The sequence below is a fragment of the Ureibacillus chungkukjangi genome, assembly GCF_044795995.1.
Classification (GTDB): domain Bacteria; phylum Bacillota; class Bacilli; order Bacillales_A; family Planococcaceae; genus Ureibacillus; species Ureibacillus chungkukjangi.
On record NZ_CP085009.1, the window covers coordinates 2,967,039 to 2,984,318 of the forward strand.

General features: G+C 35.4%; 18 protein-coding genes and 1 pseudogene. 2 read left to right on the forward strand and 17 right to left on the reverse strand.

Going from position 1 to position 17,280, the window contains the following annotated elements; translation table 11 throughout:
- Positions 1-100: 100 nt before the first annotated feature.
- From LG296_RS14740 to LG296_RS14810, 15 genes and pseudogenes are all read right to left on the reverse strand, one after another.
- The gene (locus tag LG296_RS14740; protein ID WP_107935089.1) at positions 101-991 is read right to left on the reverse strand and encodes a helix-turn-helix domain-containing protein; all 891 of its coding nucleotides are present in this window, start codon (positions 989-991) and stop codon (positions 101-103) included.
- 444 nt (positions 992-1,435) lie between these two features.
- A pseudogene (locus LG296_RS14745) lies at positions 1,436-1,765 on the reverse strand (methyl-accepting chemotaxis protein); the annotation flags it as partial.
- A 712-nt stretch (positions 1,766-2,477) separates the two neighbouring features.
- Positions 2,478-3,296: an ABC transporter ATP-binding protein gene (locus tag LG296_RS14750; RefSeq protein ID WP_107935091.1), complete on the reverse strand. Its 819-nt coding sequence runs from the start codon at positions 3,294-3,296 to the stop codon at positions 2,478-2,480.
- Complete coding sequence (locus LG296_RS14755; protein ID WP_107935092.1) at positions 3,296-4,333, reverse strand: iron chelate uptake ABC transporter family permease subunit; 1,038 nt, start codon at positions 4,331-4,333, stop codon at positions 3,296-3,298. Before LG296_RS14755 ends, LG296_RS14750 begins: the two co-directional genes overlap by 1 nt.
- A complete protein-coding gene (locus LG296_RS14760; RefSeq protein ID WP_404427089.1) occupies positions 4,330-5,373 on the reverse strand; it encodes a FecCD family ABC transporter permease in 1,044 nt (347 codons plus the stop codon). Before LG296_RS14760 ends, LG296_RS14755 begins: the two co-directional genes overlap by 4 nt.
- Complete coding sequence (locus tag LG296_RS14765; RefSeq protein ID WP_404427090.1) at positions 5,363-6,421, reverse strand: iron-siderophore ABC transporter substrate-binding protein; 1,059 nt, start codon at positions 6,419-6,421, stop codon at positions 5,363-5,365. Before LG296_RS14765 ends, LG296_RS14760 begins: the two co-directional genes overlap by 11 nt.
- Before the next feature lie 131 nt (positions 6,422-6,552).
- Entirely contained in the window at positions 6,553-7,605 is a 1,053-nt protein-coding gene (locus tag LG296_RS14770) for an NAD(P)/FAD-dependent oxidoreductase (RefSeq protein WP_404427091.1), read from the reverse strand.
- 165 nt (positions 7,606-7,770) lie between these two features.
- Positions 7,771-7,965, reverse strand: a complete 195-nt coding sequence (locus LG296_RS14775; protein WP_404427092.1) for a hypothetical protein — start codon at positions 7,963-7,965, stop codon at positions 7,771-7,773.
- 496 nt (positions 7,966-8,461) lie between these two features.
- Positions 8,462-9,079, reverse strand: a complete 618-nt coding sequence (locus LG296_RS14780; RefSeq protein ID WP_404427093.1) for a hypothetical protein — start codon at positions 9,077-9,079, stop codon at positions 8,462-8,464.
- Positions 9,080-9,119: 40 nt separating this feature from the next.
- Entirely contained in the window at positions 9,120-9,872 is a 753-nt protein-coding gene (locus LG296_RS14785) for a cysteine peptidase family C39 domain-containing protein (protein ID WP_404427094.1), read from the reverse strand.
- 30 nt (positions 9,873-9,902) lie between these two features.
- Positions 9,903-11,534, reverse strand: coding sequence for an L-glutamate gamma-semialdehyde dehydrogenase (gene pruA, locus LG296_RS14790; RefSeq protein WP_404427095.1), 1,632 nt, complete (start codon positions 11,532-11,534; stop codon positions 9,903-9,905).
- Positions 11,535-11,770: 236 nt separating this feature from the next.
- A complete protein-coding gene (locus LG296_RS14795) occupies positions 11,771-11,959 on the reverse strand; it encodes a multidrug transporter (RefSeq protein ID WP_404427096.1) in 189 nt (62 codons plus the stop codon).
- A gap of 44 nt (positions 11,960-12,003) precedes the next feature.
- Positions 12,004-12,366, reverse strand: coding sequence for a DUF2294 domain-containing protein (locus LG296_RS14800; RefSeq protein ID WP_404427097.1), 363 nt, complete (start codon positions 12,364-12,366; stop codon positions 12,004-12,006).
- A gap of 528 nt (positions 12,367-12,894) precedes the next feature.
- The gene (locus LG296_RS14805; RefSeq protein WP_404427098.1) at positions 12,895-13,167 is read right to left on the reverse strand and encodes a hypothetical protein; all 273 of its coding nucleotides are present in this window, start codon (positions 13,165-13,167) and stop codon (positions 12,895-12,897) included.
- Between the two features lie 54 nt (positions 13,168-13,221).
- Positions 13,222-13,398, reverse strand: a complete 177-nt coding sequence (locus LG296_RS14810) for a hypothetical protein (protein WP_404427099.1) — start codon at positions 13,396-13,398, stop codon at positions 13,222-13,224.
- Positions 13,399-13,869: 471 nt separating this feature from the next.
- Here LG296_RS14810 and LG296_RS14815 point away from each other — a divergent pair, with 471 nt between their 5' ends.
- Positions 13,870-14,289 carry a hypothetical protein gene (locus LG296_RS14815; RefSeq protein ID WP_404427100.1) on the forward strand — a complete coding sequence of 140 codons (420 nt, stop codon included), beginning with the start codon at positions 13,870-13,872 and terminating at the stop codon, positions 14,287-14,289.
- 380 nt (positions 14,290-14,669) lie between these two features.
- Here LG296_RS14815 and LG296_RS14820 read toward each other — a convergent pair whose 3' ends face one another.
- A complete protein-coding gene (locus tag LG296_RS14820) occupies positions 14,670-14,954 on the reverse strand; it encodes a hypothetical protein (protein ID WP_404427101.1) in 285 nt (94 codons plus the stop codon).
- 376 nt (positions 14,955-15,330) lie between these two features.
- Complete coding sequence (locus LG296_RS14825) at positions 15,331-16,224, reverse strand: SDR family oxidoreductase (RefSeq protein WP_404427102.1); 894 nt, start codon at positions 16,222-16,224, stop codon at positions 15,331-15,333.
- 649 nt (positions 16,225-16,873) lie between these two features.
- Between LG296_RS14825 and sspO the strand changes: the two genes are divergently transcribed.
- Entirely contained in the window at positions 16,874-17,029 is a 156-nt protein-coding gene (gene sspO / locus LG296_RS14830) for a small acid-soluble spore protein O (RefSeq protein WP_404427103.1), read from the forward strand.
- Positions 17,030-17,280: the final 251 nt, after the last annotated feature.

The following is a 17,280-nucleotide window of genomic DNA, read 5'->3' on the forward strand; positions in this document are numbered from 1 at the left end:
GTCAAAAAAATTCGTAGGCAAATTGGAATGATTAAATTTCCTTAGTAGTTATATTAATTTAATCCTACTTATGGGGGTTTTTTATTTTTTGTACACTATTTTATACTTCTTCAGCTGTAGCCTCTTTATTTTTCACTTTACTTAACAATTCTTCTAAATCTGCTTTGTATTTTTGATAGATACTCTCATGACCTAACGTTTGGAAAATTATGAAGGCACGTTCACACTTCGCAATTCCTTCTTCGATTGAATTTTCTACGATATTTAGCATACCTTCGTAATAGATTATTAAAGTTTGCTGAAAGAAGTCCGATACGTTTTTATAATAATTTTTGGTTGCATCCAATACAATCTTTGAATAGTAATAGCCTCCATATTTGAAACTACATTCTAAAAGATTGAAGAATATATAACTAAGCATATTTTTATCTAAATTTAGTCCCTTATATTTATCCGCTCGTTTTAATAAGTTTTTTGTCATTAAAAATGCTGTTTCTGGAGGGAATAAGAGAATAAAATTATTCATTACTGCCAGCTCATGGTAGCACCACTCGTCCATACTTAATAAGTAATCTGTTATTTCCTTAATATATTCTTCATTTACCTTAGATGAATCTAGATCATTTTCTATACAATGGCACAGTATATATAAATGTCTTAAAAAGATGTCCCCATTCTTTTCGTATTGCTCACTAACAGTCTTTTTAATTTTTAATATTTCTTCCATATTATTGGCATAGTACAATTCAATTACTCTATTAAACTCATTCATTTTAGATGAAGGTTTATAATCATTTTTTATGTAGAAAAACTCATTATAAGTCACATTACAATACTCAAGTATTTCTGTTAGCTTATCGGAGGAAATACTATTTTTCCCTGATTCAATTCTTGCAATATAGGGACGTGTCATGCCAATCGCAGTTGCTAAATCCTGTTGAGTGATTTTTTTATTAGTACGTATATATCTTATAACCTGCCCTATTTCCATTATATATTTCCCCTCTCTTCTTTGTATAATATAGTTTACAGTTTAGCCATATTTTAACTCTATTTAGTACAATTTCATTATATTAAATTTCTAACGAAAGGAATGAAAGATTATGAAAAAGTTTACTACCATTATGAAATTAGCAGTTATCGCAGCAGCAGTTGTTGTAACAACTACTCCAGAGATTAAACCAATGGCTTGGTTAATCGGTTACTATTAATATTAATAAGATTTGATTTTTCCGTTTGAAAACTACCTTTTAACTACCAAACCAGTCTGTAATTGTTTTGTCCTCCTAATTATTGGGAGGATTTTTTTATTACTATAATTTTCCTTAGTTCTATTATATATGTAAGATAAAAACCACGCTATCATTATGTATAACGTGGTTTCACTTAATATATGCAGCATCACTTGTTAGTGTTTTGCGATTATTGTTTACTACTATAATTTTGTTGCTAATTTGTTTAATTCGTTAGACAGCTCATGGATGTCTTTTACGAAATGGGAAACCTGTTGAACAGATGCAGCTTGCTCCTGACCAACTGCAGAAATTTGGGCAATTGCTTCTCCCATCTGCTTCGTTACATCCTGTATCTGGGCTAAAGTATCTTTAATTTGCTGAGTCGATTCGACTGTTTCCTTTGAGAACTTACGGATTTCGTTTGCAACAACCTCGAAGCCCTTCCCTTTTTCTCCAGCACGTGCTGCTTCGATTGCCGCGTTTAAGCCTAATAGATTCGTCTGATCTGCTACACGTTTAATAATGGATAATACTTCAGAGGTCTGTTTTACACTTTTGTCTGCTAGTTCAGACTGTTGTAGTAAATGGCTAGCTACATCTACAAGGGAATTAGAGCTGTTTGTAATCGTACTGATTTGTTCGTCAGCTTGAATTAATGAGTTCAAAATTCGCTCTGATACTTGTCTTAGCTCCGTTTGTTTTCGATGCTGTACAGCAATGCCTCCAATTACTTTTCCTTGATTATTATGTAATGGTAAGGCAGTACCTGTAAATTCAAATCCATAAAATTCAGCTGGCACCTCTGCCTGTAGACGCTTATTTTCCTTAAGTGCGATAACAAGGGGTTCACCTGGTTGAAATTTCTGACCAATCTTTATATTTAAGTTAATATTGTCTCCGGGGAAATAGGCAACAAATTTTTCTAAATCACAAACTGCAATCGATAAATCGACTGGAACAGCTGTTTTAAAAGCAGGAATTGAGCTTATGAATTGCTCCAAGGATTCAATTTTATTCATCAGGGTATTCCCTCCTACACATCATAAAATTATTATACAATAATAACATTTTATAATAAAAAAACGAAAAGTCATTTTACCCATTAATCAATCACTATCTTCACTATTTAAATAACAAAATAGGAAAAAGGATATTGTTTTGAGCTTCCACTCTAACAATATCCCTATTTCTAAGCCCATCTATACATTTAAAACCTTGCAAACATATTATATTAGAACAATATTATAGCGTTGCACTCTCATCTTTCACATGATAACGTCCTTTTGGAATTATTAATGGCGTATCTGAAATCGGATCGGGAATGACAACACAATTTAAATCGAATACTGTTTTCACCAGGTCGGCAGTCAGTACATCTGTAGGTTTTCCTTCTGCAACAAGCTTCCCTGATTTCACCGCAAAAATATGGTCTGCATAGCGTGCCGAGAGATTAATATCGTGCAATACCATCACAATTGTTGTGCCGAATTTTCGATTTAAATTTGTTAATAAGTCTAAAATTTCTACCTGATATGTAATATCTAAAAAGGTAGTAGGTTCGTCCAGAAACAATATATCGGTTTGCTGTGCAAGTGCCATAGCAATCCACACACGCTGTCTTTGTCCACCTGATAGCTCATCAATATCAAGATCTGCAAACTCTTTAATATTCATGAACTCCATTGCTTCTTCTACAGCTTCATAATCCTTTTTTGACCATCCACTAAATAAGGATTGGTGTGGAAACCTGCCTCGACCAACTAGATCTGCAACAGTAATCCCCTCAGGTACAACTGGTGATTGCGGTAGTAGCCCTAAAATACGTGCCAGCTGCTTTGGAGGATATTTGTTGATAGCTTTACCGTTTAACGTAACGTCACCTTCTGTAGGCTTAATCAGCTTCGCCATCGTTTTTAAAAGAGTGGATTTTCCACAGCCATTTGCACCGATGATAACACTAATTTTATTTCTTGGAATTTCTAGGTCAATTCCATGGATAATCGTTTTATTTTCATAGCCTGAAACTAAATTGTCGACTCGAAAAACATGTGTGTTACTCATTACAATTCTCCTTTTCGGTTCATTCGGATAATTAGATAAATTAAATATGGTGCGCCGAGTATTCCCGTAATAACACCTACTGGGAATCGATATTCAAATGCAAACTGTCCTATTAAATCTGCAAATAATACTAAAATCGCACCAACTAAACCTGCCGGGAGAATATTTGACGCACTAACACCAACTAGTCGATTCGCAATTGGGCCTGCTAAAAAGGATACAAAGGCTATTGGTCCAGTTGTCGCCGTTGCAATGGCGATTAAAATAACCGAACTTATTATTAATGTAACCCTCATTTTATCAGTAGCTACGCCAAGAGAAGTCGCCATTTGTTCACCTAATTCCAGCATACTTAACTGCTTACCAAGCACTAACAAAATCGGTGTGAAGATAATTACCAACATTACCAAAGGAATTGCCTCAGTCATTTTAGAGCCATTTAAGCTTCCACTTAACCATCTCAGTGCCGCTGCAATATCCTGCTGTGCACTTTTAAGTATCAAATACGAAATGACAGCATCTAGCATTGCCTGCATTCCAATTCCGATAATGATTAATCGACCAATTGAAAACGATCGCCCGCGAGATAAGAAATACATAACGATTACCGTTACTAAGCCCCCGAGTATTGCCGCAATCGATACAACTGTATTACTTGTATGGAGAACAACAATGCAAAATACAGCAGCCACACTTGAACCAGATGTGATACCTAAAATATTGGGGTTAGCCAATGGGTTTCTTAGCATTGTCTGAAAAATATAACCGGCAACACCAAAGGCAAATCCTGCAAACACGCCTGTTATCATTCGTGGAAGTCGTATTGTATTGATAGCGAAATTAGCACCTGTAATTTCCTCACCCATTAAAGAACGCATCACCACATTAACTGGATAAATCGTGTTTCCTAACAATAACATTGCACAGCATAGACCGATTGCTATGATGACTAATATAGATGTGACAAAAAGCCAGCGTCTTCTTCTTTGACGCATGCCCTCCATTATAAAATTCACTTCACCAGTTTGCTTTCTCATAATGACCTCACCTTCGATCTCTTAGCTAGTAAGATCAGGATTGGTGCACCAATAAACGCTGTAATAATACCTACCTCAAGCTCTCCAGGACTTCCTATCAATCTACCAACAACATCAGAGAAGGTTAGAATGATAGCCCCTGCTAAAGCAGACATAGGGATTAAGAAGCGTAGGTCTGGTCCAATAACTAAACGCATAGCATGAGTTGCTAATAGACCGATAAAACCAATTGGACCTGCTAAAGCCGTCGTTACTCCACATAAAACAACACCTGCGCAAATCGCGAAGAATCGTAGCATACCCGGTCTAACGCCTAGACCTGTTGCAACATCATCGCCTAGCGCTAATGCATTAAGTGCTGGTGCTGATACCAAAGCTATTATCACACCAATGACTAAAAAAGGAATGAATATGGCAATTGAATCCCATGATCCTGAACCAACACTTCCTACTTGCCAAAATCTAAATTGATCCATTGCATATGTACTTGGAATCATAATTGCCGTTACAAGTGAAGAAAGAGCTGCACTAGTTGCAGCTCCAGCTAAGACTAATTTAATTGGCGTAGCGCCACCACGCCCCATAGAGCCTATTCCAAATACGAACACTGCTGTAATAGCAGCCCCGATTAAAGCTAACCAAATATACTGTCCTGCTGTATTGATATGAAAGAATGTAATACCAATGATTACAAACAGGGACGCACCTGTATTAACACCTAAAATACTAGGATCAGCTAATGGGTTTCGTGTCACAGATTGCATAAGCACACCGGCAATTCCTAATGCCACACCACAGCACAAGCTAAATACTGTTCGTGAAATTCGTTTCTGAACGACATTTGCGCCGTAGGAATCTTGGTTCTGATAAAATAACCCATCCATTAATTCTTGAAAGCTGACCACTCTAGCTCCTAATACAAGAGAAGCAAAAACTGTCACTAGTAGAAGAATCAGTCCTATCACTAAAATCAGTGAAAAATGCTTTGGTGCATGTATATCTAGCTGCTTTTTTTTAGAATCAGAGGAACTATTTTTCAATCTTATCAATTGCTCCACCAATTAATTCTAAATATTCATCAATCGTATAAGCAATTGAAAGTGGGTTTGGTGTTCCCGCTGCTACTAATGGCGTCTCACTTGTAATAAACGCCACAGAGCCTCTTTCTACTGCTGGAATTTTACCTAGTAGAGGATCTGCCTTAATCGTTTCATAAAGTGCATCATCACCATATCCAACGATTAAATCAGCATCAAATAAAGCTTCTACATTTTCTGCACTTAAATTTAAAGAGTAACTATTTGGATCAGTTATTAATTCCGTAATACTCTCTGGATGTGTCATCCCTAATTCCCCTAAAAATGCTACACGAGAATCGATTGGTGTGTAAATGTGTAATTGAGATAAATCCTCTGCCGAGAAGTTCACCCACACTACTTTTTTACCTTCGATTTGAGGATAAGCACTTAATTTATCAGCTATCAATTTCTCAGTATCCTTGATTAACTGTTCGCCTTCCTCTTTCATGCCCATACCTGCTGCATTGTACTCAACCTGCTCACGCCATGTAGTAGCCCAAGGTGCAGTTGGATATGCCACAACTGGAGCGATTTGAGATAGTAGCTCATAATCCTCAGGTGTAATACCAGAGTATGCTGCTAGAATTACATCTGGGTTTGCATCAGAGATTGCTTCAAAATCTAAACCGTCCGTATCCTGGAAAACATTTGGAGCTGTAACACCAAGTTCATCTAGCTTTTCTTTTGTCCATGGCAGTAAACCGCTATCGTCCTGGACACCAAAGTTTGCTGCTGAAAAACCTACTGGTACAACACCTAATGCTAAAGCAACATCATGATTTGCCCATTGAATTGTTACAACACGTTCTGGTTTACTCTCTATAACAGCTTCACCTAAAGCATGCTCAATCGTCATTGGATATTGTGAATCAGCTTCTGTTTCTGTTGAAGCCTCTGGTTCTTTTTCTTCTTTCTCTTCTGTTGAAGACTGACTAGAACAGCCAACTAATGCAAAAATCGCCATCAGTGACAAAGTCAGCATGAGTAAAAATGATTTTTTCTTTCGCATATATATCCCTACCAATCTATTTTTTTGATGTATCAGCCGATTGGTAGTTAATGGCTTACACCCAATCGAGAATGATTATCATTATCATGAATGTAAACCAAAATTTACTAACTGTCAATAAGATTTTAAATTTACAGACTACTAGCTTCTGTCTTACAGAATAATTCTTCTAAAAGCTCTTTATTCATCTCTGCAAATTTCTCATTATGAGAAGAAACCATACCATATTGGTCCGCCTTCGGATCGATGTACTTTTTCGCATTATTAACCGCAAGCACCGCATCCTGGAAAGTACCAATCAATAAGCCAACTTTGTCGTCGTAAGAGATAATATCCCCTGCCCCAAAAATTCCAGGAACAGATGTCTTACATTGACCCAAGCTCACTAAATAGTAATCATCTTTACGAATAGGTTGGATATCGCGAGCGAATTCCAAAGAAACCTCACGATTGTAGCCATGACTAATCAGTACATCATCGACCTCAATTTCATGAAGCTCGCCATTTTGTGAAATAACTACTTTCTCAATTGCAGATTTACTATCATTTGAAATTACAGAGTGAATTTCTGAGTTAAGCATAATATCCACACCATGCTCTTTTAGCTTATCTACCTGAGATTCATGAGCAGTTAATTGGTCTTTTCGGTAAATAACTACGACCTCTTTAGCGACAAATAAAAGCTCAACTGCCCAGTCAATGGCACCATTTCCGCCACCTGATACAAGAACCTTTTTATCACGGAAGCGCTCCAAGCCTAGAATTGTATAGTGAAGGTTTGACATTTCGTACTTTTCGGCGCCCTCGATTTCAAGCTTAATCGGACTTAAAATACCACCACCAACAGCAACTACGATTGTTTTTGAATAATGGATTTCGCCTGTATTTGTAGAAATCACAAAAATTTCACCTTGCTTCTCAACCTTTTCTACTTTTGTATTTAAACAAATTGTTGGTGCAAAGGTATTCGCTTGGTTAATTAGATTCTTAACAAATAATTGAGCCTGCATCGGCGGCTGTCCACCAACATCCCATAGGACCTTTTCAGGATAGATATTCACTTTCCCACCAAGAACCGGCTGTACCTCAATAATTTTTGTTTTCATACTACGCAAACCACTATAAAAAGCACTATATAAACCAGCAGGACCGCCACCAATAATCGTCACATCAAATAAATCCATAATAACCTCCAGAAATTTTGTATCTATATAAAAACTGATAATTATTCTCAATAACTCAATAATATAGATAATGATAATCAATTTCAATAACAATTATGCAATTTTATCAATTACCAATAATAGGTACTATTTCACAATAAAAAAAGCCCCACCAGTTAAACAGAACTAATCTGCTTTACTAATGGACGCTGTTCTTTTTTCTATTAACTTATTAGCTTTATCAATTAACTTAGAAATAATTGCGATTAAAATAAACAGGATAATAAAATCAATTAATAGGCTGGTTTCGATGTAATTTTTTATATACCCGTATCCCAGTACTGTTGCTGTATAGAATAGTGATTTAATAAATAGATTCATGGTTTATGGTTCAGCTCCTTTTTATTTTGCTGGCTTCACTGATTAGCTTGACCAATAGATTGTAATCCCGACTATGAATAGAATTAATAAGCGAAGAAATTCCGATTATTTGGAAAATAGTGTGGTGAATAGCTTGATTAGTGGAAGAATTTTCGCTTATTTTAAAATCAGAAACGAAAATTACCTAAATAACGGAAGGATTTCCTCTTATTTCGAAAACTGAACCGAAAACTACTCAAATAGCGGAAGAATTTCCTCTTATCAACTCAAAAATCATGAAAATAATGGATTTCCCTTCGAATAACAGGAAAAATTCCCCTTATTTAACCCAAATAGCGCTCCATTTTACATATAACCGAATAATTTCCTCTTATTCTCACCCCTTATTTAGTTAGAGGCCAAATGCAAATCATCATTTACATGCATTCCCGAGATTATTGGTATTTCAAGAGTTTGCTTAAGATTCTCCTCAACCAAGGAAGGCGCTATGGCTATCTTATTTGTCGGTCCATAAAACTTTATATAAAAATGCGAGCTCAGCTTCTTCAATGCCTGCTGGAAGCTCGCCATCGCCGCCTCCACCTGAACGTAACTCGTTTTTTGTAGTGCCTAGCCAAGCTGCTAAATAAAGTGGTTTATTTTTTTCTAATGTTATTTCTCCTTCGATTAGCTTACTGAAGGTAGAAGCTGTCATATTGTTTGGATAAAACGTTGTAGCAAGTCCTGAGGGTATACCATTTAGCAGTTTCAAAGAACGATCTCCTTCGCTCTCGCCCTCTCCTTCTCTACTGTCACTAATCCCAAATGATATAATGCTGTCTTCATATATTGTTTGGACTTCATCCCAAGTTTTTAGTAGCTCCTCTTTAAACTTCCCATTTTCAAATACCTCCACTGAAAATTGCAAATCATCCTCTTCCTTCAAAGTACCATTCAGCTTGAAAAATTCGATTTGCTCCACACCTGTTTTACTAATAAGCAAGCTTTGATTTTCACTCATGCTGTATGACTTAATGGTTAATTTCGTATTCGATGGAGATTTTTCTACATCCGCACACCCTGTTAACAGCAAGATGGAGATTAAAAGCAAGCAATATCCTTTAAAGTAACGCATTTCCGTCCGCCCCCCCATTTAAAGACTGTTTCATTAAAATTTATATCTCTTTTTTTGTAACTTTGGTGTCTACGGTGATGTAAGTATTACTATACAGAGGCATATTAATATTTTTCACATTCCATAATTTCCTAAATTCATTAATAGGAACTTTACGATTATAGCCAATGTTCTCATCATTACAATTCACCAGTTGACTAAATGATTCTGAAAGGTAAATATACTCCTTGTCGTATCCTATGACAGGAACAAAATGCAAATCCTTACTTTCCTTATGTACTTTAATAAAAACAATTACGGGTTTTCCTTTACTAACCTCGTATTTCAAGGTATTTATATTTCCTTTATAATAGTTTGTTTTAAATCCATTTTTTCTTAGTACCGTACGAATTCCCTTTGGATATACATTGCCTGACCTCAATTTACTAGGGAAATTAGTATATAACTCTTCGCCATCAGCCTCTAAACCAAAATGACGTAACACATATGCTGTTGAAAATGCTGCACATTCTCTCTTGGTTTGTTTATCAATCCTATTGCTTCGTTGAATAACATAGTTAGCTGGATAATCTCTTTTTCGTAAAACTGGAATGGGAAATGTCATTAAATATGCATTAATGAAAATTGTTATAATAAACCATAAAATAACTGATCTAACTATAATCATGCTACTTCCCCATCCTTTTAACAATGTTTTATGTGCTTCTTCACTTAACCTAATTTTAACATAAATATCCAATTCACTTATTATTATTTTTATTAATGCAACAAAAAAAGAGGCTAAAGTGAACACTTCACTTTAACCTCTTCTTTACATTATTTTTTATTCTTCATCCATGAATGGATAAGTAATATCTATTGTTGGAGCAAAGTTTTCTTTGATGACACGTGGAGTTGTCCAGCGAATCATGTTAAATACTGACCCAGCTTTATCGTTTGTACCAGAACCACGAGAACCACCAAATGGTTGTTGGTTAATCATGGCACCAGTTGGTTTGTCATTGATGTAGAAGTTACCAGCTGCACCAGATAAACGATTCTCTAAGTGAAGAATTGCTTGGCGATCCTGTGCAAAGATTGCACCTGTTAATGCGTACATAGACGCTGTATCAACTGCATCTAAAGTTTCTTCTAATTTTTCATTTTCATAAACATAGATTGTTAACACTGGTCCAAAGATTTCCTCGACCATCGTTTTGAAGTTTGGATTAGTTGTTACAATAATTGTCGGTTGAACGAAATAACCAACAGAATCATCATAAGTACCACCAGCAATAATTTCTGCTTCATCAGATGCTGCAGCATAATCGATATAACTTGTAATTGAATCAAATGCAGGCTTATCGATTACTGCTCCCATGAAGTTACGGAAGTCACGTACATCCCCAACTTTAAGCTTAGCAGTTTCTTCTACTAAACCATTCTTCACTTCTTCCCACATGCTTTGTGGAATGTAAGCACGTGAAGCTGCAGAACATTTTTGACCTTGGTATTCAAATGCTCCACGAACAAGGTTAGCGACTACTTTGTCAGCTTGTGCAGTTTCGTGAGCAAATACGAAGTCTTTACCACCTGTTTCCCCAACTAAACGAGGATATGATTTGTAGCTTGCAATGTTCTCTCCTACTGTTTTCCAAATTGTTTGGAATGTAGCTGTAGAACCTGTGAAGTGGAATCCAGCCATGCGAGCGTCTGTTAAAACTACTTCAGATACTTGTGATCCGCGAGATGGTACGAAGTTGATTACACCTTTTGGTAATCCAGCTTCTTCTAAAATACGCATGAAGTAGTAGTTTGCCAGAATAGACGTTGTTGCTGGTTTCCAAACAACTACGTTCCCCATCATTGCAGGAGCTGCTGGTAAATTCCCACCAATTGCAGTGAAGTTGAATGGAGAAATCGCTAATACGAAACCATCTAATGGACGGTAATCAAGACGATTCCAAACATTCTTCATGCTGTCAGGCTGGATTTGATAAATCTGATTTGCATAATCTACACCGAAACGTAAGAAATCTATTAATTCTTGAGCAGCATCAATTTCAGTTTGGATAGCTGTTTTAGATTGTCCTAACATAGTTGCAGCATTCATAACATCACGGTATGGACCAGAGATTAAATCAGCAGCTTTTAAGAAAATAGCTGCGCGATGTTCCCAAGGCATATTAGCCCATGATTCTTTTGCAGCCATAGCAGCCTCGACAGCATCACGTAATTCTTTCTCTCCAGCTTCTGAGTAGTTTGCTAACACATGTTGGTGAGCATGTGGCATTACTACTTGCTTCACTGTATCTGTTTTAATATTTTGGCCGTTAATAATTACAGGGATATCTACTACCATTTCAGATTGGCGCTTTAGTTCCGCTTTTAATGTTTCTCTTTCTTTTGTACCTGGAGCATATGTATTGCCTGGCTCGTTTTTAGGTGTTGGTATCTTGAAAATTCCGTTACTCATACTTTCACTTTCCTTCCTATAGTTAATACATTTCTCTTATCATTCTAAACTATCTTCTCTCATTCGACAAAATATAAAATTCTTTTTCACTTTTCGATACTATAAAAGTGCAGGCTAGAGCCGCTATAACTAAAAAATATTGAATACTTCCTTACCTTAAACAAATTATTTAACCAGTTAAATTACAAAGTGCCAGCCCACATTCGGACTGGCACCTCTTAAATTCCTACCAATTATCAAAACATCAACAATTTAAATGGATGAAAAATTTTATATTTCCCGAGCATTTCACGATTTTTTTCTATTATTTCTCTATTTTTTTCAATCGTATTCTTTAAATTGGGCTGCACTTCATCTTCGTTAGTTTCAGGATTATTTTTTAGGTTTTCATCTAAGTGAGATACTAATTTCGTATTCTTATCCATTTTTTTCAACCTCCTGTATGACCAACAAATGTATTATTGTTTCATCATAATTTACTTTGTAAATCCTCTGAAAGCTTAAATACCATAATGCGTTCTCCAGTTATAGTACTTAAATCCGTATAAAAACTCACTACTTCCAAATCCGTAATAGTTGATAGTGCTTCTTTTATTTCTATCACCCCGGATTCCACCAGACTGTTTCGCATTTTTTTTACTGATAATAACCCCTCTTTTTCTTGGCATACCGAATACTCTGCAGGTGTTAAGACTCCCTTCAACACAACAACTACCATATCTCGCACAATATCTGATTTAACCGATACAGAACCTCGACCTAGATAAGTTTTCTCCCAATGAGTTAACACTTTACTAATTTCAGCTTCGAGAACACCTTTTGTTTTATCCAAAATATCTTCCTTCCCTTCCATAATTCAGATTTTTTAAATTCTGCTATTTATTTCTCAGCTAACTTTAAACTATAAGCTAAATATCCTTATACCTATATGACACCGGTCTTAGTTGCTAATGAACTATTATCTTAAATTATTTCTGCCAATATCTCTTTGAAATCCACGGATACCCAGAGAATCCAAGAGATTGCACTTTTAAACATTCTCTCCAAATCAATTGCTACCAATTGTTATATAAAAAAACCGACAATTAAAAAGATAATAGTCTCCAATAAAAAACCATTATACTTTGAAAATTGTCGGTTTACTTTTAACTAACCTACTTAGGTTCTTTAAATCGTCTACCTTTTATTTTATTCTAATTTCCTATTTGGCTTAGATTGGTAATCAATGTCCAAAAGGGTTGACTATCAAACTTAAGATAATAGGAACTGCTAAAACTCTATTGATTATATAAAATTCTAGTATTTAGTTTTCTCCCTGTCAAGGTTGAGATTATTAAATTATATTTTGTTTTACAAACTTTCATAGAACAGTTTCTTTTGATATTTTCTTTTTAATAACAATGTATGTTAATAGACCTAAGCCGATGTAAATAATCAACATACCAATCCCCATTATTGTTGAATATTCAAAACCAATAGTGAGAGAATATAAAACTAGTAATATGTAAATTGTTAAAAACAGAATTCCTTTCTTTCTGCTTTTCACAAGCACGGAAGTCAAAATAGCAAATATTAAACTAGCACTTATTAATTGACTCCCTAAAAGCATTATATACATCAGAATATTAGTCACTGGAATAACCCCCACCTCTCTATATGATTTCTTATAATGAAAGTAATTTTCATACTATTCATTTTTCACTTTAAGCCATTTTATATCGTTAATATTAGTATTCCCCTCATCCCTACCATAGTAATAAAGCTTATTTCCATCTTTATCATAAGCGATTGCATTGAGCTGATCGATTTGTTTAGCAAAAGGCAGGAGAAAATGAATTGGTTCACCTATTGTAATGTTTTTCATTTCATCGATATCTTCTGTTTTGATGCCAATCGAAAATAAAAATAACTACACCTATGAACAACAAAGCAAAAACTATTCCCACTTTCTTCAAAGCCCATCCCCCTATATCCTTTAGCAATTTGAGTTATTACTGATTCGTTATATTTCTATTAATTTATGTATTTGTATTGTAAATTTAATAATTTTCTTCTATTTAAAACGGATTCTTACCTTTTACAAAAAGAACAAAAACCACATAATTTGCACCAACAACTAAATCATTTCTTTACAATCTCAACTTAACTATAACATAATTATCCATATACTTCCTTTTAAGTATTATGCTATTAAAAGCCCCTTTAACTAAAAAGGCACAATTCATTTCTAGAAATACATGTTATTCCTTATAACCAAATATATATTGATAGTAAACATCTTTTCTTCGTGGTTTCTAAAAAGTTGTGCTATATTCAAAGTGTCAGGAGTGAGTTGATGAAAAAGTTTTTAACATTTACCGTAATAATTCTTGGTTTACTCGGAGTAGCTGGCTATGCGGTGTGGCATTTTGGGACAAATATCGCCTCCGAAAAAATAATGGAAAAAGTGGAATCTACTTTAGATGATGAAAAACTAGCAGAAGTAAAATCTTATATCGAGAACGATTCGAAGGTTCAAGAGATTGTAAGAGAGGCAGCAAATACAAATCCGGATACCCTTCCCTTCCAAACTAAAGAAGAAGCAACACGTGTGTTAATAAAAAAGGTGGGCGTTAATCGATTACTTGATATTCAGGAACAAGCACAAAACGGTTCAATTAATCAAGATGAATTATTATCCGTGATTGAAGGTAAACTATCCGAAGATGAGATTTCGGCTTTAAAATATGTTTTATATAAGGAATTAAATAAATAAAACAAGAGATTTTATATTTATGTACTAACTCCAACAACGTGACAGACCCACGTTATATTGGCTCGATTCCTATTTAGAGGAGTCGAGCCTTTTCTTGTCATTCTTCTACTATTGCTGATTAAACTAGTGTGCACACACTCCCCCTTTAGTAAGTCCGCTCTTAAACACCAAGTATTGTACTCCTCAAGATTACTTTAACATATATAAAAAATTGCATTTATTTCGTGGTAATCAAGAATATGCCATATAGCTAAAGAAGGCACACTTCCTTTTCAAGATTACGCTCAATTATCGATAATAGTTATTTACCTAAAATCCCCGGTAGTTATACAAAATTACCTACACATTAATTGTATAGAATAAATAGTGACAATAAGAAATTATTTCTTACCTTTTCGTTCTAAAAGCATAGGTGCTATATTTAGTAAGATCGAGACAATTGTCAAAAACCATAATGCTCTTTCCATGCCTGGTACTACATCCTCTAAAGCTGCCCAATCTTTCACTTCTACCCATTGCGATATAAGACTGTATTCTGCACAAAGGGTTAATGCTGTAAATGATAACCCCATTGCCATGGCAAGCTTGTAATCTTTACCTGTTGCATACATATAAAGATTTATAAAAGTTGCTACTATTGCAAGTAGGCCTATTGTTAGCCACATAATGACGCCTCCCTTAAACTTTCGTTTTTTATATAGACATCAATTGTAATTATATGTTCCCAAAACTTATTTTGAAAAAATACAATATTAGAATGTTGTTCTTCAATCTGGTCCGATAACTAACTAAAAAGGGCCCAATTCCTTTGCAAGAATGGTGCCCAAATGGTCTATAGTTTTTTACTTATTCATAACACTGTTCACACTAGTATATCTCATCAACATTTACTAAAAAATCTGACCCACTTGTCAAACACTGTTATTCCTGAAAAGAAGCCCGCTACAATTGGGTATTTAACTCAACTGCAGCAAGCTTCTTATCTTTTACATTATCTATGCTTAAACGAGGAAGGGGTTTTTATTTAACTCACATTTAAAATTACAAGTCGATTGCTTCGCCACCTGTTACCCCGTAAATCTGACCTGTGATATAACTTCCTTCATCCGAGGCTAGGAGAACATACACCGGTGCTAGCTCTACTGGCTGTCCCGCACGACCAAGAGGAGAATTTTGTCCAAACTTAGGAATTTGTCCATCCAATTGTCCGTTATCCAGCTGCAATGGTGTCCAAATTGGTCCTGGGGCAACCGCATTGACACGCACCCCTTTATCAGCAAAGTACGCGGAAAGGTTTATCGTAAAGTTACTTATTGCACCTTTTGTAGCCGCATAATCCATTAAAGATGTGGATGGATTAAAAGATTGAACCGATGAGGTAGTAATAATTGCACTTCCTGCTTCCAAATGCTCTTCGGCAGCTTTTACCGTCTCATACATGCTGATAATGTTTACTTTGAAGGTATCCTGCACTTGTTGGATGGATAAATCACTTAGGGTTGGCTGTGCAATTTGCTGCGCAGCATTCAATACTAGCGTGTCCAATCCACCAAAAGCTTCCACTGTTTTTGTAACAATCTCTGTCGCAGCTCCATCTTCTCGCAAGTCATACGGTAGCAGCAATGCTTTTCTGCCTGCTTTTTCAATTAATTCTTTGACTTCGTTCGCATCTTCTTCTTCGCCAGGGAAGAATTGGATAGCTACATTTGCACCTTCACGTGCATAGGCAATAGCGGCGGCACGCCCAATTCCGGAATCGCCACCAGTAATCAAAGCATTACGGCCTTCTAAACGATTATAACCCTTATATGATTCTTCCCCGCAGTCAGGTTTAGGGCTCATTTTACTCTGTATTGCTGGAGTGTTCTGTTCTTGATCTGGGAATTTGTCTGTATAAAATTTCGTACGTGGATTAGTTAGATGTGGATTTTTCATCAAAATCATCTCCTAGTAAAATATTTAAAGCCAAAGTAAAAAGTTCACCAAAAGCTTATAAAACACGTAAGCTTTCACAAACTAATCTCTGGTACATTTTTTACCCTACGATCATTTTTTTAAACAGCTTCAAATCTTTAAAATCTTACAAAAGGACTTATTTTCGGCAATCTGCAATACTCCTTAAACAGAACCTTTACATAGAAAAAAGACGCATTTCTTATTTAAGAAACGCGCCATGTTAGTTTCACAAGCAAGTCACAAATCGCAACAGTCATCCGTATTATTCCTCTTCTTTTTATCACCAAAATACTTCCAAAGATAGTATATCGACCAAAATGAAACAGTAGATAGAAGTATAAAAAATGGTCCAAAGTAGGTTTTTTCAAGAATGTAATCAGGTGTAAAAACAGTGACCAAGATCAAAATTATTATACCTAGAGTCAAAAGAATCCAGTAACGTTTGTCTTTTAAAGTGCTAAAACTCCACATACAATACTCCCCGTGCAGGATGAGATTTTCAAACTAAAGATATCCATTATTATACAGCATTGTTCAACCATAATGAGATAAAGAATTATCATAAGAATTAACAAAAATGCATACTAAGGATTCCACGTGGCAAACTAAAATCATGGAGGTGGATATTGTGAGTAACAGCGAAAAGAAAAATTTAAGTGGTAATGTTAGCGATGAGCAAGCAGTAAGGAAGAATTTATCAAGGGAATTTGATCATGAACTTGCAAACGAACCCTTGACAGCGACAGAGAGACTTAATAATAAGAAAACCAAGAAGCGTCAATAAGCTAGAATGATTTAAGCTCGAATTATCAAAAGGATACATCAAGCCCCCATCTCAAGTAAGGTGGGGGCTATTTAACATAATATCCTCAAATTTCTTTAACGGCATTATAACTCTTTAATGAAAAAAACACCTCCCTTATTAAGGAAAGCGCCAGATTACTTGCATTCAAAAAACGTTGATTGCTAACAGGAACAACGAAAATTGTGATTCGATATCATTCACTCTACTTACATTATACCGTTCTTTAAAAA

What these genes read in the sequence shown, in the direction of transcription:
- LG296_RS14740 (WP_107935089.1), bottom strand. Translation starts at nt 991, where the DNA reads ATGGAAATAGGGCAGGTTATAAGATATATACGTACTAATAAAAAAATC.
- LG296_RS14750 (WP_107935091.1), bottom strand. Translation starts at nt 3,296, where the DNA reads ATGAGTAACACACATGTTTTTCGAGTCGACAATTTAGTTTCAGGCTAT.
- LG296_RS14755 (WP_107935092.1), bottom strand. Translation starts at nt 4,333, where the DNA reads ATGAGAAAGCAAACTGGTGAAGTGAATTTTATAATGGAGGGCATGCGT.
- LG296_RS14765 (WP_404427090.1), bottom strand. Translation starts at nt 6,421, where the DNA reads ATGCGAAAGAAAAAATCATTTTTACTCATGCTGACTTTGTCACTGATG.
- LG296_RS14770 (WP_404427091.1), bottom strand. Translation starts at nt 7,605, where the DNA reads ATGGATTTATTTGATGTGACGATTATTGGTGGCGGTCCTGCTGGTTTA.
- LG296_RS14775 (WP_404427092.1), bottom strand. Translation starts at nt 7,965, where the DNA reads ATGAATCTATTTATTAAATCACTATTCTATACAGCAACAGTACTGGGA.
- LG296_RS14780 (WP_404427093.1), bottom strand. Translation starts at nt 9,079, where the DNA reads ATGCGTTACTTTAAAGGATATTGCTTGCTTTTAATCTCCATCTTGCTG.
- pruA (WP_404427095.1), bottom strand. Translation starts at nt 11,534, where the DNA reads ATGAGTAACGGAATTTTCAAGATACCAACACCTAAAAACGAGCCAGGC.
- LG296_RS14795 (WP_404427096.1), bottom strand. Translation starts at nt 11,959, where the DNA reads ATGGATAAGAATACGAAATTAGTATCTCACTTAGATGAAAACCTAAAA.
- LG296_RS14810 (WP_404427099.1), bottom strand. Translation starts at nt 13,398, where the DNA reads ATGAAAAACATTACAATAGGTGAACCAATTCATTTTCTCCTGCCTTTT.
- LG296_RS14815 (WP_404427100.1), top strand. Translation starts at nt 13,870, where the DNA reads ATGAAAAAGTTTTTAACATTTACCGTAATAATTCTTGGTTTACTCGGA.
- LG296_RS14820 (WP_404427101.1), bottom strand. Translation starts at nt 14,954, where the DNA reads ATGTGGCTAACAATAGGCCTACTTGCAATAGTAGCAACTTTTATAAAT.
- LG296_RS14825 (WP_404427102.1), bottom strand. Translation starts at nt 16,224, where the DNA reads ATGAAAAATCCACATCTAACTAATCCACGTACGAAATTTTATACAGAC.